At 71.1% G+C, this 21,099-nt stretch carries 18 protein-coding genes and 2 pseudogenes; 7 read left to right on the top strand and 13 right to left on the bottom strand.

The genetic code is table 11. The features are described from left to right. Positions 1-5: 5 nt before the first annotated feature. The 7 genes from WG212_RS18295 to WG212_RS18325 form a co-directional block, all read right to left on the bottom strand. Positions 6-764 carry an SDR family NAD(P)-dependent oxidoreductase gene (locus WG212_RS18295; protein WP_337188551.1) on the bottom strand — a complete coding sequence of 253 codons (759 nt, stop codon included), beginning with the start codon at positions 762-764 and terminating at the stop codon, positions 6-8. After that, positions 761-1,198, bottom strand: coding sequence for a PaaI family thioesterase (locus WG212_RS18300; RefSeq protein ID WP_337188552.1), 438 nt, complete (start codon positions 1,196-1,198; stop codon positions 761-763). The genes WG212_RS18295 and WG212_RS18300 overlap by 4 nt, the downstream gene beginning before the upstream one ends. Then, positions 1,195-1,956 carry an enoyl-CoA hydratase/isomerase family protein gene (locus WG212_RS18305; RefSeq protein WP_337188553.1) on the bottom strand — a complete coding sequence of 254 codons (762 nt, stop codon included), beginning with the start codon at positions 1,954-1,956 and terminating at the stop codon, positions 1,195-1,197. The genes WG212_RS18300 and WG212_RS18305 overlap by 4 nt, the downstream gene beginning before the upstream one ends. Further along, the gene (locus tag WG212_RS18310) at positions 1,953-4,058 is read right to left on the bottom strand and encodes an acetate--CoA ligase family protein (RefSeq protein ID WP_337188554.1); all 2,106 of its coding nucleotides are present in this window, start codon (positions 4,056-4,058) and stop codon (positions 1,953-1,955) included. Before WG212_RS18310 ends, WG212_RS18305 begins: the two co-directional genes overlap by 4 nt. Further along, positions 4,055-5,293, bottom strand: coding sequence for a CaiB/BaiF CoA-transferase family protein (locus tag WG212_RS18315; RefSeq protein WP_337188555.1), 1,239 nt, complete (start codon positions 5,291-5,293; stop codon positions 4,055-4,057). Before WG212_RS18315 ends, WG212_RS18310 begins: the two co-directional genes overlap by 4 nt. Continuing rightward, a complete protein-coding gene (locus tag WG212_RS18320; protein ID WP_337188556.1) occupies positions 5,290-6,198 on the bottom strand; it encodes a hydroxymethylglutaryl-CoA lyase in 909 nt (302 codons plus the stop codon). The genes WG212_RS18315 and WG212_RS18320 overlap by 4 nt, the downstream gene beginning before the upstream one ends. Before the next feature lie 251 nt (positions 6,199-6,449). Continuing rightward, positions 6,450-7,244 carry an IclR family transcriptional regulator C-terminal domain-containing protein gene (locus WG212_RS18325; protein ID WP_337188557.1) on the bottom strand — a complete coding sequence of 265 codons (795 nt, stop codon included), beginning with the start codon at positions 7,242-7,244 and terminating at the stop codon, positions 6,450-6,452. 232 nt (positions 7,245-7,476) lie between these two features. Here WG212_RS18325 and WG212_RS18330 point away from each other — a divergent pair, with 232 nt between their 5' ends. Genes WG212_RS18330 through WG212_RS18340 form a run of 3 tightly spaced genes read left to right on the top strand, consistent with a single transcriptional unit; the run spans position 7,477 to position 12,045 of the window. Beyond that, positions 7,477-8,262, top strand: coding sequence for an enoyl-CoA hydratase/isomerase family protein (locus WG212_RS18330; protein WP_337188558.1), 786 nt, complete (start codon positions 7,477-7,479; stop codon positions 8,260-8,262). After that, the gene (locus WG212_RS18335; RefSeq protein ID WP_337188559.1) at positions 8,259-9,038 is read left to right on the top strand and encodes an enoyl-CoA hydratase-related protein; all 780 of its coding nucleotides are present in this window, start codon (positions 8,259-8,261) and stop codon (positions 9,036-9,038) included. The genes WG212_RS18330 and WG212_RS18335 overlap by 4 nt, the downstream gene beginning before the upstream one ends. Before the next feature lie 55 nt (positions 9,039-9,093). Continuing rightward, the gene (locus WG212_RS18340; RefSeq protein ID WP_337188560.1) at positions 9,094-12,045 is read left to right on the top strand and encodes a TonB-dependent receptor; all 2,952 of its coding nucleotides are present in this window, start codon (positions 9,094-9,096) and stop codon (positions 12,043-12,045) included. A 125-nt stretch (positions 12,046-12,170) separates the two neighbouring features. On the opposite strand, the gene WG212_RS18345 is transcribed toward WG212_RS18340, so the two are convergent. From WG212_RS18345 to WG212_RS18360, 4 genes are read right to left on the bottom strand one after another with little or no spacing between them, the layout of a single operon-like run. Beyond that, on the bottom strand, positions 12,171-14,438 hold the full coding sequence (locus WG212_RS18345) for a xanthine dehydrogenase family protein molybdopterin-binding subunit (RefSeq protein WP_337188561.1): 2,268 nt from the start codon (positions 14,436-14,438) through the stop codon (positions 12,171-12,173). Continuing rightward, positions 14,435-15,397, bottom strand: a complete 963-nt coding sequence (locus WG212_RS18350; RefSeq protein ID WP_337188562.1) for a xanthine dehydrogenase family protein subunit M — start codon at positions 15,395-15,397, stop codon at positions 14,435-14,437. Before WG212_RS18350 ends, WG212_RS18345 begins: the two co-directional genes overlap by 4 nt. Then, positions 15,394-15,897, bottom strand: coding sequence for a 2Fe-2S iron-sulfur cluster-binding protein (locus WG212_RS18355; protein ID WP_337188563.1), 504 nt, complete (start codon positions 15,895-15,897; stop codon positions 15,394-15,396). Before WG212_RS18355 ends, WG212_RS18350 begins: the two co-directional genes overlap by 4 nt. A gap of 58 nt (positions 15,898-15,955) precedes the next feature. Continuing rightward, a complete protein-coding gene (locus tag WG212_RS18360) occupies positions 15,956-16,228 on the bottom strand; it encodes a BolA family protein (protein ID WP_337188564.1) in 273 nt (90 codons plus the stop codon). Between the two features lie 52 nt (positions 16,229-16,280). Here WG212_RS18360 and WG212_RS18365 point away from each other — a divergent pair, with 52 nt between their 5' ends. After that, positions 16,281-16,937: a DnaJ domain-containing protein gene (locus tag WG212_RS18365; protein ID WP_337188565.1), complete on the top strand. Its 657-nt coding sequence runs from the start codon at positions 16,281-16,283 to the stop codon at positions 16,935-16,937. Here the strand turns inward: WG212_RS18365 and WG212_RS18370 are convergent. Next, positions 16,845-17,305 (bottom strand): annotated as a pseudogene (locus WG212_RS18370) (TSUP family transporter); the annotation flags it as partial. The gene WG212_RS18365 and the pseudogene WG212_RS18370 overlap by 93 nt on opposite strands. 8 nt (positions 17,306-17,313) lie before the next feature. Beyond that, positions 17,314-17,523: pseudogene (locus tag WG212_RS18375) on the bottom strand (DUF2892 domain-containing protein); the annotation flags it as partial. Between the two features lie 236 nt (positions 17,524-17,759). On the opposite strand from WG212_RS18375, the gene WG212_RS18380 reads away from it, so the two are divergent. The 3 genes from WG212_RS18380 to WG212_RS18390 are packed head-to-tail and all read left to right on the top strand — an operon-like array spanning position 17,760 to position 21,007. Beyond that, complete coding sequence (locus WG212_RS18380) at positions 17,760-18,599, top strand: N-acyl homoserine lactonase family protein (RefSeq protein WP_337188566.1); 840 nt, start codon at positions 17,760-17,762, stop codon at positions 18,597-18,599. A 10-nt stretch (positions 18,600-18,609) separates the two neighbouring features. Next, on the top strand, positions 18,610-20,145 hold the full coding sequence (locus tag WG212_RS18385; protein WP_337188567.1) for an acyl-CoA synthetase: 1,536 nt from the start codon (positions 18,610-18,612) through the stop codon (positions 20,143-20,145). Positions 20,146-20,155: 10 nt separating this feature from the next. After that, a complete protein-coding gene (locus WG212_RS18390) occupies positions 20,156-21,007 on the top strand; it encodes an SDR family NAD(P)-dependent oxidoreductase (protein ID WP_337188568.1) in 852 nt (283 codons plus the stop codon). Positions 21,008-21,099: the final 92 nt, after the last annotated feature.

The following is a 21,099-nucleotide window of genomic DNA, read 5'->3' on the forward strand; positions in this document are numbered from 1 at the left end:
GATACTCAGTGAATGAACTCGCCACCGTTGGCGCTGACGGTCTGGCCGGTGATGTAGCTGGCCTCATCCGAGGCCAGGAACACGACGAGGGCGGCGATCTCCTCCGGTTGCCCGAAGCGGCCGATCGGCACCCGCGTCTTCGCCTCGTCGGCATAGTTCGGGATGGTGGCGGTGGCCGCCGTGAACACGCCGCCAGGCGCCACCACGTTCACGTGGATGTTCCACTTCGCCAGTTCCCGCGCCCAGGTGCGGGTCATGCCCAGCAGCGCGCCCTTGGCGGCGGCGTAGTGCGAGCCCGACCGACCGCCGACCGTGCCCATGGCGGACGAGATGTTGACGATCTTCCCCGCCCTCTGCCGCTTCATGCCGGCCAGGACGATCTGCGCGCAGTGGAAGGCGCCCTTCACATGGACGCCCAGCATCCGGTCGAGGGCGTCGTCGTCGATGTCCTCGATCGGCATGCGGCGGCTGCCGACGCCGGCGTTGTTGACCAGCACGTCGATGATCTCGCCCCCCAGCCTCCCCAGGGCGGCGTTCACGGCCGCCGTGACCTCGTCCCGCTCGGCTACGTTGGCCGGGGCGGCCTCAGCGCGACCGCCCGCCGCGCGGATCGCCTCGACGGTGGCCCGGGCCGTCTCGGCGTTCAGGTCGTTCACGATCACGGCCGCACCCCGCGCCCCCAGCAGCACCGCGCAGGCCCGGCCGATGCCGGAGCCGGCGCCCGTGACCAGGGCGATCTTGCCGTCGAAAGCCCCCGCGCTCACGCCGCCTCCGCCTTCTTGATGCTGACCGTGACGATGCCGAGGGCATAGAGCTTGCCCGTCTCGTCCTCGACGCGGGCGCTGCCCACCGCGGTCGTGCGGCCGAAATGGTCCAGCCGGCCCCGGGCGGAAAGATTGAGCCGGGCCGGCGCGGCGCGGAGGTAGTTGACCTTCAACTCGAGGGTCACGGTGCTGTCGGTGTGAGCCAGCCGCGTGCGCGCCGCCTGGACCACGGCGGAATCGATCATCTGCGCGAGGGCGCCGCCGGCCGCGTCGCCGCGCCGGTTGGTGGCGCCGGCGTTGCCGTCGAATACGATGACCGCCTCCCCGTCGCCCGGCACCTTCAGCTTCAGGCCCAGGGTCCGGTGGATGGGCGAGGTGTCGTAGAATCCCTCCATCGCGTCGTAGTGCGCGCGGTCCATGGCGGCGGCGCTCATTGCGCGCCTTCCTTGGCCTTGGCCTCGAGGAAGGCCGCGGCCTGTTTCCTGGCGGCGTTGGTCTGTCGCATCAGCCGGGTGACGCGGTCGGCGGCGTGGGCCGAGACGCTGTAGGGCATCTCCTGGTTCTCGTAGAAGAACCGCTTGGTCGTGTGGATGGCCATGTCGTTGTACTGCGCCACGTCACGCGCCATGGCGTAGGCGCGCTCCACGACGTCGGCGTCGGGCGCGATCTCGTTGATCATGCCCAGTTGAAGCGCTTCGGCTACCGGGATGCGGCGGCCGGTGATCACCAGCTCGAACGCCTTGCGCATCGGCACGACGGCCGAGAGGCCGATCAGGGCGAAAGTGGCCACCAGGCCATGGTGGACCTCGGGATAGCCGAACTGCGTGGTCTCGCCGGCCACCACCATGTCGCACGACATGGCGATGCTGGCGCCCAGGCCCAGGGTTGGGCCGTTCACCGCGGCGATCAGCACCGGGCGGGTGTTGCGGTAGAGGGCGGCGAGGTCCACCGCCATGGACGGCGGCGCCTTGGACTTCACGGGATTGGCCACCTCGTTCAGGTCGACCCCGCCGCAGAAGTTCTTGCCCTCGCCGCGGATCACCACGGCCTTCAGTTCCTGGACCTCAAGCGAGCGCAGGGTGTCGTAGAACTCGGCGAACATCGCGTTGGTGAAGGCGTTGCGCTTCTCGGGCCGGTTGAAGACGATCTCGCCGATCCCCTCCTCGACCTTGCGGAATACGATGTCGCTCATGAACTCGGGCTCCTGGCCACGATGAGCGCGTCCACGGCGACCACGCCGCGTCCTTCTTCGCGCACCATCAGGGGGTTGATCTCGATCTCGCGGTACTGGTCGGCATGGGCCGCGATGAACCGCGACAGCTCCGCGAGCGCCGCGGCGGCGGCCTCCACGTCGCAACGGGGCCTGCCGCGCGCGCCCAGCAACAGGGGCGCCCCGCGCAGGCTGAGGATCATGTCGCGCGCCTGGTCCGCCGTGACCGGCGCGGGCGCGAAGACCGTGTCCCTGAGGATCTCGAGAAAGACGCCGCCGCTGGCGACCATGACGAACGGCCCGAAGGCCGGGTCCACGAAGGCGCCCAGGGCCAGTTCCACCCCGGCCTCGCACGGCTGAACCACGATGGCGGACGCGGGATCGCCCAGGCGCGCGCGCGCCTGGGCCACGCGATCGTAGGCGTCGGCGACGGAATCCGCGCCAACCGGGCCGACCACGCCGGCCGCCTCGGTCTTGTGGGCCAGTCGCGGCGCTTCGAGCTTGAGGAACACCGGCCCGCCGGCCTCGCGCTGGCGGGCGATCGCGTCTTCGACGCTGGCCACGGGCCAGGTGGCGACATGCGGCAGTGCGGCCAGCCCCGCGAGCCGCCCACGCGCGGCCTCGCCCGCGACGACGCCGGAATCCCGACCGGGGGAGTGACCGGCCGACGTGCGCGTTTCAGACACGTCGGCCGGCCTGGCGCGCGGCGCGACCAACCCCAGCGCCTGCACCAGTCGGGTCGGTTCCTGGAACCAGACGACTCCCAGGTCCCGCAACTCGGCTTCGAACGACACCGTCGTCAGGCCGCAGCAGAAGACCGGCTTGCGGCCGGCGGCGACGAAATCCCTGAGGCTGTCGCGGACCATCGCCTGCACGTGCCCCGCCATGCAGGCGTAGGAGAGCCAGATCGCGATGGCGTCCACGGGCTGGGCGTCCATCCACGCGAGCGCCGCGTCGAACGAGCGCCGGCCCTTGCCGAACAGGGCGTAGACGTCCAGCGGATTGGCGAAATGGGCCGGCCCCAGGGCGGCGGATTGCGCCGCGGTGGGCGCGACCGAGGCGGCGGGAACCTCCAGGCCGAAGCGCTCCGCCGCATCCAGGGTGACGATGGCGTAGCCGCCCGACGGCGTCACGACGCCCAGCCGGCGGCCCTCCGGCGCACGGCCCGCGGCGACCACCGAAAGCGCGTCCCCGAACGCCGTCTCGTCGCGCACGACGATGGCGCCCGCCGCCGCCATCGCGGCCTCGAACACCGCGGCGTCGCCCGCCAGGCTGCCGGTATGCGAGGCGATCTGCGCGGCCGCGCCGGCGCCCCGGCCGGTCTTCCAGAAGACGACCGGCTTTCCGCGGGCCGTGGCGCGTTCCACCGCCGCCATGAGCCGGCGTCCGTCGCGGCAGCCCTCCAGGATCAGCGCCACGCACGCCACCTCGGGGTCGTCGGCGACCCACTCCAGGCACTCGGCGGCGTCGACATCGAACTCGGCGCCCGTGTCGATGACGTATTTCGCGCCCACCCCGCGGTCGCGCAGCCGGGCCGAGCCGAAGTACAGCGTCAGGCCGCCGCTCTGTCCGATCACCGCGACGGGACCGGGCCGTTGAGGCTGGTTGATGTCGGTGGCGATGGTGACGAACACCTTGCCCGCCACGTCGCGCGACCCGACCGTGTTCGGCCCCATGACCCGGACGCCGCTCTCGGCGATCGCCGCCCGCAGGCCGTCGCCCAGCGCAGGCTCCGAGAAGCCGTCCGCGAAGACCAGCGCCGCCCGGACGCCGCGCACGCCGCATTCCCGCACCGCCGCCGGCACGCGCTCGGCCGAGACGCAGATCAGGGCCAGGTCGATCTCGCCCGGCGCATCGGCCAGCGACGCGTGGCACGGCCGGTCCCCGATCCGATCCTGGCTGGGGCTGACCAGGTGGATCGCGCCGGCATAGCCGGTCGCCTCCAGGGTCGCGAGCACCCGGCCGCCCGAGCGCGCCCGGTCGGGGCTGGCCCCCACCACGGCGATGGCGCGCGGCGCGAGGAACGCCGCCAGGTCGCCGCCGGGCATGTCGGACCGGGCCCGCGCGGCCCGCAGCGCCGTCATTGGGCGGGACCGACCTGGGCGTGGGGAACCATGTCGGCGACGACACCGGCCTTGATCAGGGCGGCGATGTCGTCGTCCGTCCGGCCGATCTCCTTCAGGATCTCCACCGTATGCTCGCCGAACCGCGGCGGCGGCCGCCGGATACTGGGCGGGGTCTTCGACATCTTCCAGGGCAGGTTCAGGGCCGGCATCTCGCCCACGCCCGGCGCCTCGTAGGTCTGGATCATCCCCCGGGCCAGGGTCTGGGGATGCTCGAACACCGCCTTCAGATCGTTGATCGGGCCGCAGACGATGGCGTGGTCGTCGAATTCCTGGCGCCACTCAGCCGCCGGCTTGGCCAGCATCGCCTCGTGGACCAGCGGGTACAGCACCTCCTCGTGGGCCACCCGCGCATAAGGCGTCGCGAAGCGTTCGTCCTCGATCCACTCGGGATGGCCCAGCAGGCGGCAGAAGTCGGGCCACTGGCGCTGTCCGGGCACGGCCTGGAGATAGACGCCGTCGGCGCACTTGAACGCCGCCGAGGGCACGCGCTGCGGATTCTCGGTGCCGTGGCGTTCCGGCACCTTGCCGGTCAGCAGGTAGCGGCTGCCGATCACCGACAGCATCGACACCATGATGTCGAACATCGCGAGGTCGATGTGCTGCCCCTCGCCCGTCCGCTCGCGGTAGTAGAGCGCGCCCTGGATGGCGGCGAACCCGTAGATCCCGGTCGAGACGTCGGCGACCGGCGCCATGCTCTTCACAGGGGTCCGGCCCTTTTCGCCGGTGATGCTCATGAAGCCGCTGCCGGCCTGCAGCACCGGGTCGTACCCACGCTTGCCGCGGTCCGGACCGGTCTGCCCGTAGCCCGAGACCGAGTGGTAGATCACCCGCGGATTGATCGCGCGGATCGCTTCGTAACCCACGCCGAGGCGGTCGGCCGCGCCGGGGGTGAAGTTCTGCATCACCACGTCCGCGTCCTTGGCGAGGTCGAGGATCACCTCGAGCCCCTCGGGCCGCTTCATGTCGACCGCGATGGTCCGCTTCGACCGGTTGTTGGTGGCGTAGTAGGCGCTGAGCCCACCCTTGAAGGGCGGCCACACGCGGCTCTCGTCCTTGGCGCGCGGATGCTCGACGAAGATCACGTCGGCGCCGAACTCGGCCAGCATCATCGAGGTCAGCGGCCCGGCCACGCCGCGGCTCAGGTCCAGGACCTTCACGCCGGCGAACATGTCCTGCGGGGGCTGGGTGGTCATGACGCGAGCGCCCTCTTGCTGCGGCCGAACTTCCCCAGGCGGCCGGGGAGCGGATGGGCCAGTTTCTCCTCGAGGAACCGGTAGGCCTCGAGCACGATGTCCAGGTCGACGCCGGTCTCGACGCCCGCGTCCTCGCAGAGGTGCAGCAGGTCTTCGGTCGAGATGTTGCCGGTCGAGTTGCGGGTCTGCGGCGAGCCGCCGATGCCGCCCACGGCGCTGTCGAAGCGGGTGGCCCCGGCGTCCATGGCGGCCAGGACGTTGGCCAGGCCCAGGCCACGGGTGTCGTGGAAATGCAGCGACAGCGGCGTGTCCGGGAACGCGTCCAGCATGCCGCCGACCATGCGCGCGACCTGAGCCGGCCCGCCCTCGCCCGAGGTGTCGCCCAGGCAGACCTCGGTGGCACCGGCGTCGTGCAGGCCGCGGGCCAGGCGCAGCACCCGGTCGAACGGGATCTCGCCCTCTGCCGAACAGCCGAACGCCTTGGCCACCACGGCGATCACGCCCAGGCCGTTGGCGCGCGCCTCGGCCACCGCCTCGGCGGCGGAGACCAGATTGTCGTCCTGGGTCTTGTCGGGCCGGTAGTCGGCGAGGCTGGCCGAGATGAAGACCGAGATCACCGGCATGTCGGCCTCGATCGCGCGGCGCACGCCGGACAGGTTCGGCACCGTGGCGTCGTAGATCGTCCCCGGCCGGCGGGTCACCGCGGCCATGACGTCGGCGGCGTCCGCCATGTGCGGCATCACCTTCGGGCTGACGAAGGAGACGGCGTTGATCTGCGGAAAGCCCGCGTCGGACAGCAGGTTGATGAAATCCACCTTGTCCTTGGTGGACAGGTGCGTCGCCTCGGCCTGGAGGCCGTCACGCGGCGAGACTTCTCGCAGATGGATGCGGCTGGGGTAGCGCAAGTTCCCGTCCCATTTGTTCGTTTATCGAACAGTATACTAGATAACGAACACAGACCTAGCCGTGGCGTTTTCGGCCGTCAAGGCCGTCCGGGGCGGGTTTTCGAAAATCGGCGGGCGCCGCTACGGAAGATCGGACACGGCGGCGCGCGCCCGCGTCCCCCCAGGGGTCCGCGACGCTGCGCCGGGGCGGAAGCCACCCCCCATCCGACTGTTTCAGAAAGACTTTCGAGCGCCGGCTCGGCCGGCCGCTCCTAGGCGATCAGCTGGCGAAGCCGCCGCTGGATGTCGAGCATGATCGGGAGGAACTCGGCCAGCATGCGTTCGACCGACACGTTCCGGACCACGACGCCGATGTTCAGGCCCGCGGTGACACGGCCCGCGCCGTCCACCAGGGGAACGGCGATGGAGCGCAGCCCCTGTCCGGTCTCCTCGTCGTTGATCGAATAGCCCTGGTCGCGGACACGCGCGAGTTCGGCCATCAGGTCCGGGATCGACGTGAGGGTCTTGTCCGTCACCTTCGGCCGCTCGGTCGATTCCAGCAGGGCGCGGGCCTGGTCCTCGGGCCAGCTCGCCAGGATCACCCGCCCCAGGGACGCCCCGTAGGCCGGCAGCCGGCCGCCCACGCTGCGGCTGACCGTGAGCGCGCGCGTCGGATCCATCGCACGCGCCAGGTAGACGATCTCGGCCCCGTCCAGCCTGGCCACGGCGCTGGTCTCGCCGGTCTTGCGGGTCAGTTCCTCCAGGAACGGCTGGACGATGCTGATGAACGGCGTCGATGACAGATAGGCGTAGCCCAGCCGCAGCATGCGCGGGGTCAGCGAGAAGAACTTCCCGTCGTACTCGGCGTAGCCCAGCCGCGTGAGGGTGAGCAGGCAGCGCCGCACCGTCGCGCGCTCCAGCCCGACCCGCTCGGCCACCTGGCTGATGGTCAACCGCTGGTCCTGGTCGCCGAACACCTCGATCACCGCCAGCCCCTTGGCGAAGCCCGCGATGAACTCCGGGTCCTGCTCGGCCAGGATCGCGGCGTAGGGGAATTTCGTCTTCATGCCTCTCCCTTGGGCTGCGACTCCCGTCGCCTGATCCCGAGCCTGCTCCTGGCGCCAAGCGATAGCACAACCCCGCCGCGCAACCCCATTCCACACCCGAACGCGCGCCGCCGACGCCCTGTTGACACGCGGCGAGGCTTGGTATTTTGTTCGTTATCTAGATTTATGTTCGATTATCGCACAAATAGCAAGCCCCTTCGGAGAGCTTGCAGGCGAAGTCGGGAGGATTGTCTTGACCGAGACCGTAGAGGCGCCGCCGCCCGTGCTGGCGGAACGCAGGGGCGCCGTCGCCGTGGTGACCCTGAATCGCCCGGCAGCGCGCAATGCGCTGAACCGCGCCCTCCTGGCCGCACTGCACGAACATCTTCATGCGGCGATGGAGGACGATTCGGTCCGCGCCGTCGTCCTGACCGGCGCCGGGCCCGCCTTCTGCGCCGGCGCCGACCTGCGCGAGGCCCTGGAAACCCCTCCGGGCGCCGAAGGCTTCTGGCTTCAGTACGAACGGTCGGGCCAGTCGCTCGACCTGCACCGGCTTCTGCCCCGGTTGCCAAAGCCCGTCATCGCCGCGGTCAACGGCTTCGCGCTCGGGGGCGGCTGCGGGGTCGCCATGTCGTGCGACCTCGTGATCGCCAGCGACCAGGCCACCTTCGGCTATCCCGAGGTGGGCCAGGGCCTGGTCGCGGCGATGGTGATGGTCAGCCTGAGCCGCATCGTCGGCCGCCGCCAGGCCCTGGACCTGCTGCTGACCGGCCGCAAGCTGACCGCCGCCGACGCGCTCGGCCTGGGCCTCGTCAACCGCGTGGCCCCGCACGACGACCTGCTGGACCAGGCGGTCGCCTACGCCGGGGAGGTCGCCCAGCACAGCGCCCAGGCGCTGCGGATGACCAAGTCGCTCTACTACAACGTGGCCGAACTCGACCTGGACCGCGCGCTCGACTACGCCCGCGACTTCAACCAGATGCTCCGGCAGACAAAACCGGCCGCCGGCAGCGCCTTCGCCGCCAAGGTGCGGCCGTGAGCGCCGGCCTGATCCAGGTCGAGGTGGACGGCGGCGTGGCCACCGTCTCGCTCGATCGCCCAGACTCGCTGAACGCGCTCTCGAACGGCCTCCTGGAAGCCATCGTCGCCACCTTCACGGGCCTCGACGGCGATCCGGAGATCCGCTGCGCGGTGCTGCGCGGCGCGGGGCGGGCCTTCTGCGTGGGCGCCGACATCAAGGAACGCGGGACCATGTCCCAGGACGCGGTCCGCGCCCGCCGCCGCCTGGCGCCCCTGGCCTTCGGCGCCATGCGCCGGTTCTCCCGCCCGGTCGTCGCCCAGGTGCACGGCTACGCCATCGGCAGCGGCCTGGAACTGGCCCTGGGCTGCGACTTCGTCTACGCGGCCGCCGGCACGGTCATGGGCCTGCCCGAGACCGCCAAGGCCTCGATCCCCGCGGGCGGCGGCACCCAGGTGCTGCCCCGCCTGATCGGCGCGGCGCGGGCCAAGGAGCTGATCTTCACCAGCCGCCGCTTCGTCGCCGAGGACGCCGAGCGCTGGGGACTGGTCAACCGGGTCGTTCCAGCGGACCGGCTGAGCGAGGCGGTGGCCACGCTGACCGGGGAACTGGCCGCCGTGTCGCCCACGGCGCTCCAGACGGCCAAGCGGGCCATCGACCTGGGTCTCACCACCGACCTCGAGTCGGGGCTTCAGGTCGAAGCCGCGCTCTACGAACGGGTGCTGACCTCCGAGGACCGCCGGGAGGCGGCTGCGGCGGCGGCCGAGAAACGCAGCCCCCGGTACGCGGGCCGCTGACATCCAGACAAAGGACACCGTCGCCGCACGCCGGCGCGGAATTCGGGAGGGGACTATGACGACATTCAGATTCTGGCTCATGGCGGGCTCCGCCGCCTTCACGGCCCTCGCCGCGACATCGGCGGCGGCGCAGAGCGGCGCCGATGCGACGTCGGTGGAGGAGGTGGTCGTCACCGGTTCCTTCATCGCCGGCACGCCGAAGGACTCGGCGATTCCCGTCGCGATCATCGGCCGCGACGAACTGGAACGCCGCGGCTCGCCCTCGATGCTCGACATCATCAAGACCCTGCCCGTCGTGGGCGGCGTCCTGGGCGAGACCAACAACTTCAACGTCGCGTCCCAGGGACGCGGCGGCGGCGGCACCATCAACCTGCGCGGCCTGGGCCCGCAACGGACCCTGGTGCTGCTCAACGGCCGCCGGTTCGCCGGCTATGTCTCGGACACCAACCTGCTCCCGGCCGCCGCCATCGGGCGGGTCGAGATCCTGAAGGACGGCGCGGCGGCGACCTACGGCTCGGACGCCATCGGCGGCGTCGCCAATTTCATCACCCGCACCAATTTCGAGGGCCTCGAGGTCCAGGCGGACTATCGCCTGATCCGCGGCGCCGACGACGGCGGCGACTACAGCGCCAGCGCGGTCTACGGCTGGGTCGGCGAGAACTCGAACCTGCTGCTCACCGCGGGCTACCAGCACCGTTCGGAGCTGAGCACGGTCGACCGCAAGTGGTCGCAGCCCACCTACTTCCAGAACCCCTCGGCCTGGTCGCCCAGCGGCAATCCGGGCGGCTGGACCGTGCGCGGCGGACCCGCGGGCACGGGCGCCAACCTGGGCTTCTTCCAGGACGCCAACTGCGCCGCCACCGGCGGCACGCCCACCTTCACCGGAAACACGCCGGCCTGCTATTTCATCTACCTGCCGTTCGACAACCTGGTCGAGGAGCAGGACCAGTACCAGCTCTACGGCGAATTCAACGCCCGCATCGGCGACACCGGCCGGTTCCACGTCGAGGCGCTCTATACCCAGACCTCGCAGCCCGACGTCCGGGCCTCGCCCAGCTTCGCACCCACCTCCGGGCCGAACGGGCCGGGCGGCACGAACGCCTTCTTCGTGCCGTCGTCGAACCCTGGCTTCAACACCTTCCTGACCCAGACGGGCAACGCGGCCCTGATCGGCGTGGCGCAGAGCGCGACCGGAACGCTGTGGCGGCCGTTCGGCAACGGCGGCAATCCCGCCACCGGCGGCCTGGGCGGCCAGACCGGCAGCCGCAAGAACGAAGAGTTCCGGGTGTCGGCGAGCCTCAAGGGCGAAACCGGCTACTTCGGGATCAACTACGACCTGGGCGCCACCTACATCCGCGAGAAGCAGGACACCCGGGTCACCGACATCCTGATCCCGCGGCTTCAGCAGGCCCTCAGCGGCTTCGGCGGCCCGAACTGCCAGGGGACGACCCCGGGCGCCAACGGCTGCCAGTACTTCAACCCGTTCTCGAACGCGTTCCCCAACAACCCGGCCCTGGGCCTTACCAATCCCGGCTTCGTGTCGGCCAACGCCAATTCGAAGGAGCTGGTCGCCTGGCTCTTCGAGATGCAGTCGCTGCGCAATGACCAGGAGACCGTGGTCCTGGACGCCGTCTTCAACGGCAAGCTGGGGATCAGCCTGCCCGGCGGCGAGATCGGCTGGGCGGCCGGCGCCCAGTACCGCAAGATCCATTTCCAGCAGATGGTCGACAATCCGCTGTTCAACTCGCAGATCACGCCCTGCCCGACCATCGGCTCTACATCCTGCACCTTCCGCACCGGCCCGTTCACCTTCCTGGGCCAGAGCCGTCCGCTCAGCCTGGAACAGAGCGTCTACGCCCTGTTCGGCGAACTGAACGTACCGGTCACCGACGCCCTGAACGCCCAGCTCGCCCTGCGCTACGAGGACTACGGCGGCCTCACGGGCTCGACGACCAACCCGCAGCTCCGCCTGAAGTGGCAGGTGATCGACGCTGTCGCCCTGCGCGGGTCGGTGGGATCGTCCTTCCGCGGCCCGACGGCGGCGAACGTGGCCCCGACCGGGACCACCGGCCTGACCGGCATCGCGGCGGCCGGCAACAACTCGCGCTCGATCGACTTCTTCGGCAACCCGAGCGTCGGCCCCGAGAAGGCCGTCACCTACAGCGTCGGCACGATCGTCCGGATCGAGAACTTCACCGCCACGATCGACTACTGGAACTACCGCGTGCGCGGACAGATCACCGACGTGCCGGCCAATGTGGTGGCCACGGCGGTCGCGGGTATCGGCAACGGCAGCCAGTTCGTGAACTGCGCCAGCGCCCTGCGCTACCTCATCACCTTCGACAACGGAAACGCCTGCGTCCAGGGCGTCACCCAGGGGACCAACATCGCCCGGGTCCGGTCCGACATCACCAACGGCCCGACGATCCGCACCGACGGCGTCGACGCCGACGTCAACTACCGCTTCCCCGACGTGTGGGACGGCGTCCTCGACATCGGTGGCAGCCTGACCCACACGATCTCGTACAAGCAGGACGCCTTCGTCTACGGCGGCATCACCGTCACGCCGGCCTACGACGCGGCGGGCTTCACCAACTACGACCGCACCTCGCAGACGATCGCCAAGTGGCGCGGCCAGTTCTACGCCGACTACAGCCGCGGCCCGCACAACCTGCGCTGGACCGTCCACTACACCAGCGGCGCCGACGACAACCGCGGCCCCACGGTGGTCCAGAACGGGCCGTCGACCAACTGCACCGTGGCCAACGCCCTGGCCGGGACCGCGGTCAACTGCGTCCTGACCACCGACGGCCTGAAGGTGAAGTCCTTCATCAGCCACGACCTCACCTATCGGGTGGAACTGCCCTGGGACATGACCGTCACCGCCTCGGTGCTCAACGTCCTGGACCGCGATCCGTCGCGCGCCCGGCTGGTGCTCAACTACGATCCCTTCCTGGGCAATCCCATCGGGCGGTCGTTCAAGCTGGGCGTGAAGAAGACCTTCTAGGCCGAAAGGACTTACTGCCGGGGGCCTCGCTAGCCCCGCACGATGTTTCTTCCTCCGACCGGGCGTATTCCTCCCCGGACGCCTCCGGCGCGGCTCCCCAGGAGCCGCGCCGTCCTTTTCTGGGGCTACATCCCCTTTGCGATCAGCCCCGCCAGCAGCCTGTCGGGCGTGATGGGATAGTCGCGCAGCCGCACCCCGCAGGCGTTGTAGATGGCGTTGGCCACCGCCGCGCCGGCGCCCGAGTTGCCCAGCTCGCCCACGCCCTTGATCCCCATCGGGTTCGCCTTGTCGTCCACCTCGTCCAGCATGATGGCGTCCAGCTCGCCGATGTCGGCCTGCACCGGCAGGACGTACTGGGCCAGGTCCTGGTTGATCAGCGAGCCGTAGCGGGGATCGACCGGATTGCCTTCGTGCAGGGCCGAGGCCACGCCCCAGATCATCCCGCCGGTCAGCTGGCTGCGGGCGGTCTTGGCGTTGATGATCCGCCCGGCCGCGAACACCCCCAGCATCCGGCGCACGCGCACTTCGCCTGTCACCGGGTCCACGCCCACCTCGCAGTAGTGGGCGCCATAGGTCTGCTGGCTCCACTTCTGGGCGTCCTGCGCCGGCCGGATCTCGCCCTCGACCGTCAGGCCGTCGGGCGCCGCGCGGCGGATCAGGTCCGACAGCGTCTCGGAGCGGTTCTCGATGGCGACCACGCCGTCCTGGAACGTCACGTCGCCGGGGTCGCCGGCGTGCAGCGGCGAGCCCGGATCACCCGTGGCCAGGTCGGCGATCGCCCGGCGCAGGTTCATGCCGGCCATCAGCGCCGCCGAGCCGGCCGTCGCCGCGCCGAACTGGCCGCCCGAGCCGGGCGCCGGCGGCAGCTCGGAATCGCCGATCTCGACCTTCACCTGGCCCAGCGGCACGCCCAGGGTCTCGGCCGCGATCTGGGCCAGGACGGTATAGGTGCCGGTCCCGATGTCGGTCATGCCCTGGCGCACCGTGATCACGCCGTCGGCGTCGACCGAGAAGCTGCACTTGGCCGGCAGCAGGAAGTTGCCCCGGATGGCCGCCGCCATGCCCAGGCCCACCAGCCAGCGGCCGTCGCGCACCTGGCCAGGCGTCGGCATCCGACGGTCCCAGCCGAAGAGCTGGGCGCCCTCGCGCAGGCAGCGGACGAGCTGGCGCTGCGAGAACGGCCGCCCGTTCTCGGGATCGACCTCGGGCTCGTTGCGGATGCGCAGCTCGACAGGGTCCAGGCCGAGCTGCTCGGCCAGCTCGTCCATGGCGCATTCCAGGCTGAGCGTGCCCGAGGCCTCGCCCGGCGCGCGCATCGCCCCGGCGTGCGGCAGGTCCAGCTTCACCAGCCGGTGGCCCGTCAGCCGGTTTGGCGCCGCATAGAGGCTGCGCGCGAAGTTCGACGCATGTTCGGTGAAGGCGCCGTCGCGATGGCAGTGGGTCCAGGTCATCATCGACATGGCGTTCAGCCGCCCGTCGCGCCCCGCGCCCAGCCGCACCCGCTGGACGGTCGCGGGCCGGTGGATCGTGCCGTGCATCATCTGCTGGCGGGTGAAGGCCACCTTGACGGGGCGGCCCAGGGCGCGGGCCGCCAGCGCCGCCAGGGTCAGGTCGTCATAGGTCTGGCCCTTCCCGCCGAACCCCCCGCCGATGTAGCGCGTCAGCAGATGGACGTCGTCGCGCCCGATGCCCAGGGTCTCGGCCAGGCCGTGCTGGGCAGGCTTCACCATCTGGACCGACGTGTGCGCCACACAACGGCTCGGCCCCTCCCACCACGCCAGCGAGGCGCAGGGCTCCATCTGGCAGTGGTTCTGGAGCGGGGTGGTCCAGGTCTCGTCCAGGCGGACCTCGGAGGCGGCGAACCCCGAGTCGAAATCCCCGATCTCGACATCCTGCTCGCCCGGCGGCTGACCGGCGGCGTCCAGGCGTTCGTGGAACGCCACGTCATGCGCCTCGGCCGCATAGCTCAGCCGGACCAGATGCGAGGCGGCGACGGCGTTCTCCAGGGTGTCGGCCACCACGAAGGCCACGGGCTGGCCGAAATAGGCGACCCGGTCGCTCTCCAGCGCCGGCTTCGAGCCCTGGGTGCTGCGCGGATGGCCCTTGGTCCCGCGCGGCGGCTGCGCCGGGGCGTTCAGGTGCGTCCAGGCCAGCAGCACGCCGGGCGAGGCCTCGGCCGCGGCGATGTCGACGGCGGTGATCCGGCCCCGGGCGATGGCGGCGCCCACCATGACGCCATAGGCCGGCGGCGACGGCGGCTGGACCTCATAGGCATAGGGCGCCGTTCCGGTGACCTTCAGCGGGCCTTCGTAGCGATCCACGCCCTTGCCGATCAGCCCGGCGCGGTTGTCCTTGACCGGATTGGGGGCGTCCCAGTCGCTCACCGAGCTCATCCCTGCCCTCCCACGCTCGCGGCGACGCGCGCCTCGGCCAGGGTGGCGACCGCCAGGCGCGCCACCAGCGGGACCTTGAAGTCGTTGCGGCCCAGCGGGCTGGCCCCCGCCAGTTCGCGGGCGATGGCCTCGGCCGGGTCGGCGCCATCCGCCAGCGCCGCCTCGGCCGCCGTGGCCCGCCAGGGCTTCAGCGCCACCATGCCCAGGGCCATCCGGCCGCCCGCCACCGCCACGCTGGCCAGGCCGCCGGCGTACGACGCCCGGTCGCGGACCTTGCGATAGGCCTGCCCCCCCGCCGGGGCAGGCGGCACGACCACCGCGGTGATCAGTTCGCCGTCGTCCAGCGCCGTCTCAAGGTGCGGCGTGTCGCCCGGCGGGCGGTGCAGATCGGCCACAGGGATCGAGCGCGCCGCACCGCTCGCCGCCAGGGTCTCGACCCGGGCGTCCAGCGCGGCCAGGGCCACCGCCATGTCCGAGGGATGCGTCGCCACGCAGGACGGGCTGGCCCCGAAGATGGCGGCGTTGCGGTTCAGGCCCTCCAGCGCGCCGCAGCCCGAACCGGGCTGGCGCTTGTTGCAGGGCTTCGTGGGGTCGTAGAAGTAGGCGCAGCGCGTCCGTTGCAGGAGGTTGCCGCCGACGCGGGCCTTGTTGCGGAGCTGGGGCGAGCCGCCCGCCACGATCGCCTCGGACAGCATCGGAAAGCGCGCCCGCACCCCGGGATCGGACGCCACCGCCGTATTGGTCGCCATCGCCCCGATGCGCAGGCCGCCGTCTTCCGTGGCCTCGATCCCCGCCATCGGCAGGCGGCCCACGTCGATCAGGTGCGCCGGCGCCTCGATGTCCAGCTTCATCAGGTCCAGAAGGTTGGTGCCCCCGGCGATGAAGCGCGCGCCCGGCGCCTGGGCGGCCTTCACCGCGGCCTCGGCCGAGGCCGCGCGCTCATAGGTGAAGGGCCTCACGCGCGCCCCTCCGCCGCGTCGCGGATCGCCGCCACGATCTGGGGATAGGCCGAGCAGCGGCAGATGTTCCCGCTCATCCGCTCGCGGATCTCGGCGTCCGAGAAGGCGGGCGCCGCACCGCGCGGCGTCTCCGGGCTGGGCGCGCCGGCCTCGAACTCGGCCAGCATCGCCACGGCCGAACAGATCTGCCCCGGCGTGCAGTAGCCGCACTGGAAGGCGTCGTGCGTCAGGAAAGCCTGCTGCATCGGATGCAGCTTCCCGGGCGAGCCCAGGCCCTCGATGGTCGTCACCGCGTCGCCGTCGTGCATGACGGCCAGCGAGAGGCAGGCGTTGATGCGGACTCCGTCCGCCAGGACGGTGCACGCGCCGCACTGGCCGTGGTCGCAGCCCTTCTTCGAGCCGGTGAGCTTCAGGTGCTCGCGCAGGGCGTCGAGCAGCGTCGTCCGCGGGTCAAGGTCCAGGGACCGCGCCTCGCCATTGACGGTGATGGTGATCCTCAACCCGTCCCTCCCGCTGGAGCGCCGCCCTTGGTGGGCGGTCGTTTCGTCTCTTCGATCCTCAGGTCTCGCCCGGCGCCAGGGCTTTCACCGACAACGCATGGACAGGCCCGGCCAGTTCCTCGGACAGCGCGCGATAGACCATCCGCTGGCGCGCCACCCGGGGCGTCCCCGAGAACGCCGTGGACTCGATCGTCACGTTGAAGTGGCTCTCGCCGCCCTCGCGGGCGCCGGCGTGGCCCGCATGCCGGTCCGAGTCGTCCACGATCTCCAGCCGCGTGGGCCGGAAGGCCGTGGTGAGCTTGTCCTGAATGGCATCAAATATGGCGCCCATCGGCTCGATCTTCAATTCTTGTACGGAACTTTCTCCCCACCATACTCGGCTCATGCCCGGCGCGTTTCAATACAGGCCCAAGTTCGTGGATATCCGCGTGCGACCGCCGTCCGAGAAGGACGAGACGGCGCACGACGTTCATGCCCTGAAGCCCGGCGAACGCCCGTGCGACCATCCCGGCTGCCGCCAGGCTGCGACCGCCCGCGCGCCCAAGAGCCGCGACATGCTGAACGAGCACTACTGGTTCTGTCAGCCGCATGCCGCCGAGTACAATCGCAACTGGAACTTCTTCGCCGGCATGGCCGAGGGCGAGGTCCGCCGCCGCCAGCAGGAGGAGATGATGACCGGCGGCCGCCCCACCTGGGAGATGAAGGCCGGCCGCATGAGCCGCGAGGCCGCCGCCTTCGCGGCCAAGTTCGGGACGAAGCAGGGCCCCGGCGCCTATCGCGATCCCTTCAATCTGTTCGGCGGGGGCGGGCCCCAGGCCAAGGCCGAGACGCCGGGACGGCGCCTGGGCAAGATCGAACGCAACGCGCTGGCCGACCTCGACCTCGACGACGACGCCGACTCGGCGAAGATCCGCGCCCGCTACACCGAACTGGTGCGCCGCCTGCACCCCGACGCCAACAACGGCGACCGCTCGGGCGAGAACCGGCTCCAGCGGGTCATCAAGTCCTACCAGGCGCTGCGCAAGGCGGGGATGGCCTAGGTCAGCGCCCGGAAGGCGACATAGGCGGCGACGGCGATCACCATCAGGGCGAAGAGCCTCCGCGCCAGATCCGCGCGGTCCGACAGCGCTCCGGCGACGGGCCCCGAGGCCAGGACGCCCACCGCGCCGCCGGCCACCAGGGCGCAGGGCCATTTCACGCGGCCGGCCCGCGCCTGCACGGCCAGGCCGGCCAGCGCGTTCGCCGCCACGGCCGCCGCCGAGGCGCCGATGGCCACGTGCGGGTCGCGAACGCCCACGGCGTAGATCAGCAGCGGGGTGGCCAGCACCGAACCGCCGCCGCCGAACACGCCCGGCAGAAGGCCCACCAGCGCGCCGTTGGCGAGGGCGGCGCCCAGCGCCCAGGAGATGTCCACGCTCAGGCCGCCCCGAGATCCCGCGAGAGGGTCCGGGGACGGTTCCACGGCATGACGGCCAGCAGCCGGGCCAGGCCGCAGAAACCCGTCGCGCCGGCGAACGCCAGGCCCGCGCCCACGAACGCCGGGACGGCCAGAAAGGCGGGATGGGCCGCCACGCCCAGGGCGACGCCCGCCAGCACCAGCGCCCCCGCCGCGATCTGTACCTGGCGTCACGCGACCCCGCGGCGGGCTCCGCGCTTCGGGCGTTCAGCGATCGGGCGGCGGCGGTCGTCTCCTCGACCATCGCCGCCGAGATGAGGATCTCGATCTCCTTCGCGGCCTCAGCCGAGCGCTCTCGAGCCAGCCAGCGTTTCGCGATGATTTTCGACAGCCGTCGATCTGCGGGCTTGTGTCCGCCGCCTCCGCGGCGTCAGGCTGGCGTCAACGACAAGATGAGGAAACGCCGATGTTCCGGATGCTGGCCGCCGCTGCGGCCGCCGCCGTTCTGGGCGGCCTGGGGGTCGCACCCGCGGAGGCGACGCCCAACACGCCGAAGACCGTCGAACTCTACGCGATGGATTGCGGGCGGATCAGCCTGACCAACGCTGACATGTTCGCCGACGACGGGTCGTACAAGGGCGTGGCGGCCGAGATGGTCGTGCCCTGCTACCTGATCCGCCATCCCAAGGGCGACCTGGTGTGGGACACCGGCCTGCCCGCGCCTGCGGCCGGCAAGCCGCCGCCGCCCGGGACGCCGGCGCGCTCGCTGGCCGATCAACTGGGCGACCTGGGCCTGACGCCGGCCGACATCGAATACGTCTCGGTGTCGCACAGCCATTTCGATCACATCGGCAATGCGGGCCTGTTCACCGGCTCGACCTGGATCGTGGACCCGAAGGAGCGCGAGGTCGCGTTCAACGAGGCCGCGCGCAAGAACGCCGGTACCTTCGCCGCCTATTCCGCGCTGGAGACGGCGAAGACGCGCCTGATCGAGCAGCCCACCTACGACGTGTTCGGCGATGGCCAGGTGGTGATCCACAAGGCGCCCGGCCACACCCCGGGCCACACGGTTCTGCTGGTGCGCCTGAAGGAGACCGGCCCGGTGATCCTGACGGGCGACCTCTGGCACATCGCCGCCAGCCGGCCGAACCGGCGCGTGCCGCGGTTCAACTTCGACAAGGCCCAGACGCTGGACACCATGGAGGCGGTGGAGGCGCTGGCCAGGGCCGAGAAGGCCCGGCTGATCCTCCAGCACGTCCCCGAGGACTTCGCCGGCCTGCCCAAGTTCCCGAACCCCGCGCGATAGGGGGCTTGTCATGGGAGGACTGATCAGCGGATCGCGCATCCTGTCGCCGGAAGCGCTGGCCGACCGCGCGGCGCGGGCGGCGGCGGGCCTGGCCAGCCTGGGCCTCGGCCAGGGCGACCTGGTCGCCCTCTACCTGCGCAACGACTTCCCCTTCTTCGAGGCCAGCGGCGCGGCGGGCCTCCTGGGCGCCTATCCCACGCCGGTCAACTGGCACTACACGCCCGACGAGGCGGCCTACCTCTTCGAGAACTCGGGCGCCAAGGCCATCGTCATCCACGCCGACCTGATTGCGCCCATCCGCGAGGCCCTGCCCCCCGGCGTGCCGGTGCTGGCCGTCGCCACCCCGCCCGAGATCGCCGAGGCCTACGGGATCGATCCCGCGCCGGTCCCCGAAGGCTTCATCAACTGGTCGTCCTGGCTGGAAGGCTTCGCGCCGCTCGCCGCCACCGGCGTCGAGGCGCCCGGAACCATCATCTACACCTCGGGCACCACGGGGCGGCCCAAGGGCGTCCGCCGCGCGCCGCCCACGCCGGAACAGGCGGCCCTGACCGGCGCGGTCATCGGCCGCGCCTTCGGCTTCGTGGGCCACGGCGATCCGCAGGACATCGTCACCGTGGTCACCGGCCCGATGTACCACTCGGCCCCCAACGCCTACGGCCTGGCCGCCGCGCGCCTCGGCGCCACCGTGATCCTGGAGCCCCGCTTCGACCCCGAGGAGCTGCTGCAACTCATCGAGCGGCATCGCGTGACGCACCTGCACATGGTGCCGATCATGTTCCACCGGCTGCTCAAGCTGCCCGACGAGGTGAAGGCCAGGTACGACCTGTCGTCGCTCAGGTTCGTGGTCCACGCCGCCGCGCCCTGCCCGCCGCCGATCAAGCGGGCGATGATCGACTGGTGGGGGCCGGTCATCACCGAATACTATGGCTCGACCGAGGTCTCGGTCGTCACCTTCTGCACCTCGGAGGACTGGCTGGCGCATCCCGGCACGGTGGGCCGGCCATGGCCCGAAGCCGACGTGCGGGTCGTCGACGCCGAGGGGAACAGCCTGCCGCCCGGCGAGGTCGGCGAGGTGGTGGCCCGCATCCGCGGCATCTCCGACTTCACCTATCACGGCGACGACCAGAAGCGGCGCGACAGCGAGAAGGCCGGCCTGATCGCGCCGGGCGACGTCGGCTATTTCGACAAGGACGGCTTCCTCTATCTCTGCGACCGGGCCAAGGACATGATCATCTCGGGCGGGGTGAACATCTATCCGGCCGAGATCGAGGCCGAACTGCTGAAGATGCCCGGCGTCGCCGACTGCGCCGTCTTCGGCATCCCGGACGAGGAGTTCGGCGAGGCCATCTGCGCGGTGGTCCAGCCCAGCCCGGACGCCGACCTCACCGAGGCCGGCGTGAAGGCCTACCTCCGCGCGCACGTGGCGGGCTTCAAGGTTCCCCGGCGGGTCGACCTGGCCACGGACCTGCCGCGCGAGGACTCGGGCAAGATCTTCAAGCGGAAGCTGCGCGAGCCCTTCTGGGCCGGGCTGGAACGGCGCATCTGAGAGGCGACACATGAAGGACCTGGCGGGCAAGACCGCGTTCGTGACCGGCGGGGCGTCCGGCATCGGCCTGGGCATCGGCACCGCCCTGGCCCAGGCCGGGGTCAAGGTGATGCTGTGCGACATCGAGCAGGCCGCGCTCGACGCCGCGCTCGCGGGCCTGCGCGCCACCAACGCCGACGTGGCCGGCGTCGTGGCGGACGTGTCGCTGAAGGACCAGTTGCGCGAGGCGGCCCAGGCCACGCTCGACGCCTATGGCGAGGTCCACATCCTGGTGAACAACGCGGGTGTCGGCGGGGGCGGAAGCTACGACGCCTGGACGGACGCGAGCTGGGACTGGACGATCGGCGTCAACCTGATGGGCGTGGTCTGGGGCGCGGAGATCTTCGGCCCCCTGATCGAGCGCCACGGCCAGGGCGGCCACATCGTCAACACCGCCTCGATCGCCGGTCTCGTCTCGGGCTCGGGCAACGCCTACAACGTCACGAAGTACGGGGTCGTCGCGCTGTCCGAGGGCCTGCGGGTCGAACTCGCGCCGCGTGGCGTCGGCGTCTCGGTGCTTTGCCCGGGCTTCATCCGCACGCGCATCGTCGACTCCGGCCGCAACCGCCCGGACCGCTTCGCCGACGACCAGCCGGCGGGCGCCCCGGCGGGCGAACGCCTGGCGTGGATCGAGAACCTCCGCACCCGCGTCGACACCGGCATCGACCCCCGCTACGTGGGCGAGCTGGTGCGCGAGGGCATCGAGGGCGACTGGCCCTACATCTTCACCGACGCCGAGTTCGAGCCGGTCGTCGAGGCCCGCTTCGCCGCCATCCGGGAAGGCTTCAGCCGCATCCGCGACCGCGTTCCACCGACGGGGTGAGGCCGCGGCTGAGCACCCCCTCCGTCCGCTTCGCGGCCACCTCCCCCGAAGTGTGCCCTTCGGGGGAGGACCTGGATCATCGCTCCTCCCCC

Origin of the sequence: Phenylobacterium sp., assembly GCF_037189685.1 — a bacterium.
In the GTDB taxonomy this organism is placed as follows: Bacteria; Pseudomonadota; Alphaproteobacteria; order Caulobacterales; family Caulobacteraceae; genus Phenylobacterium.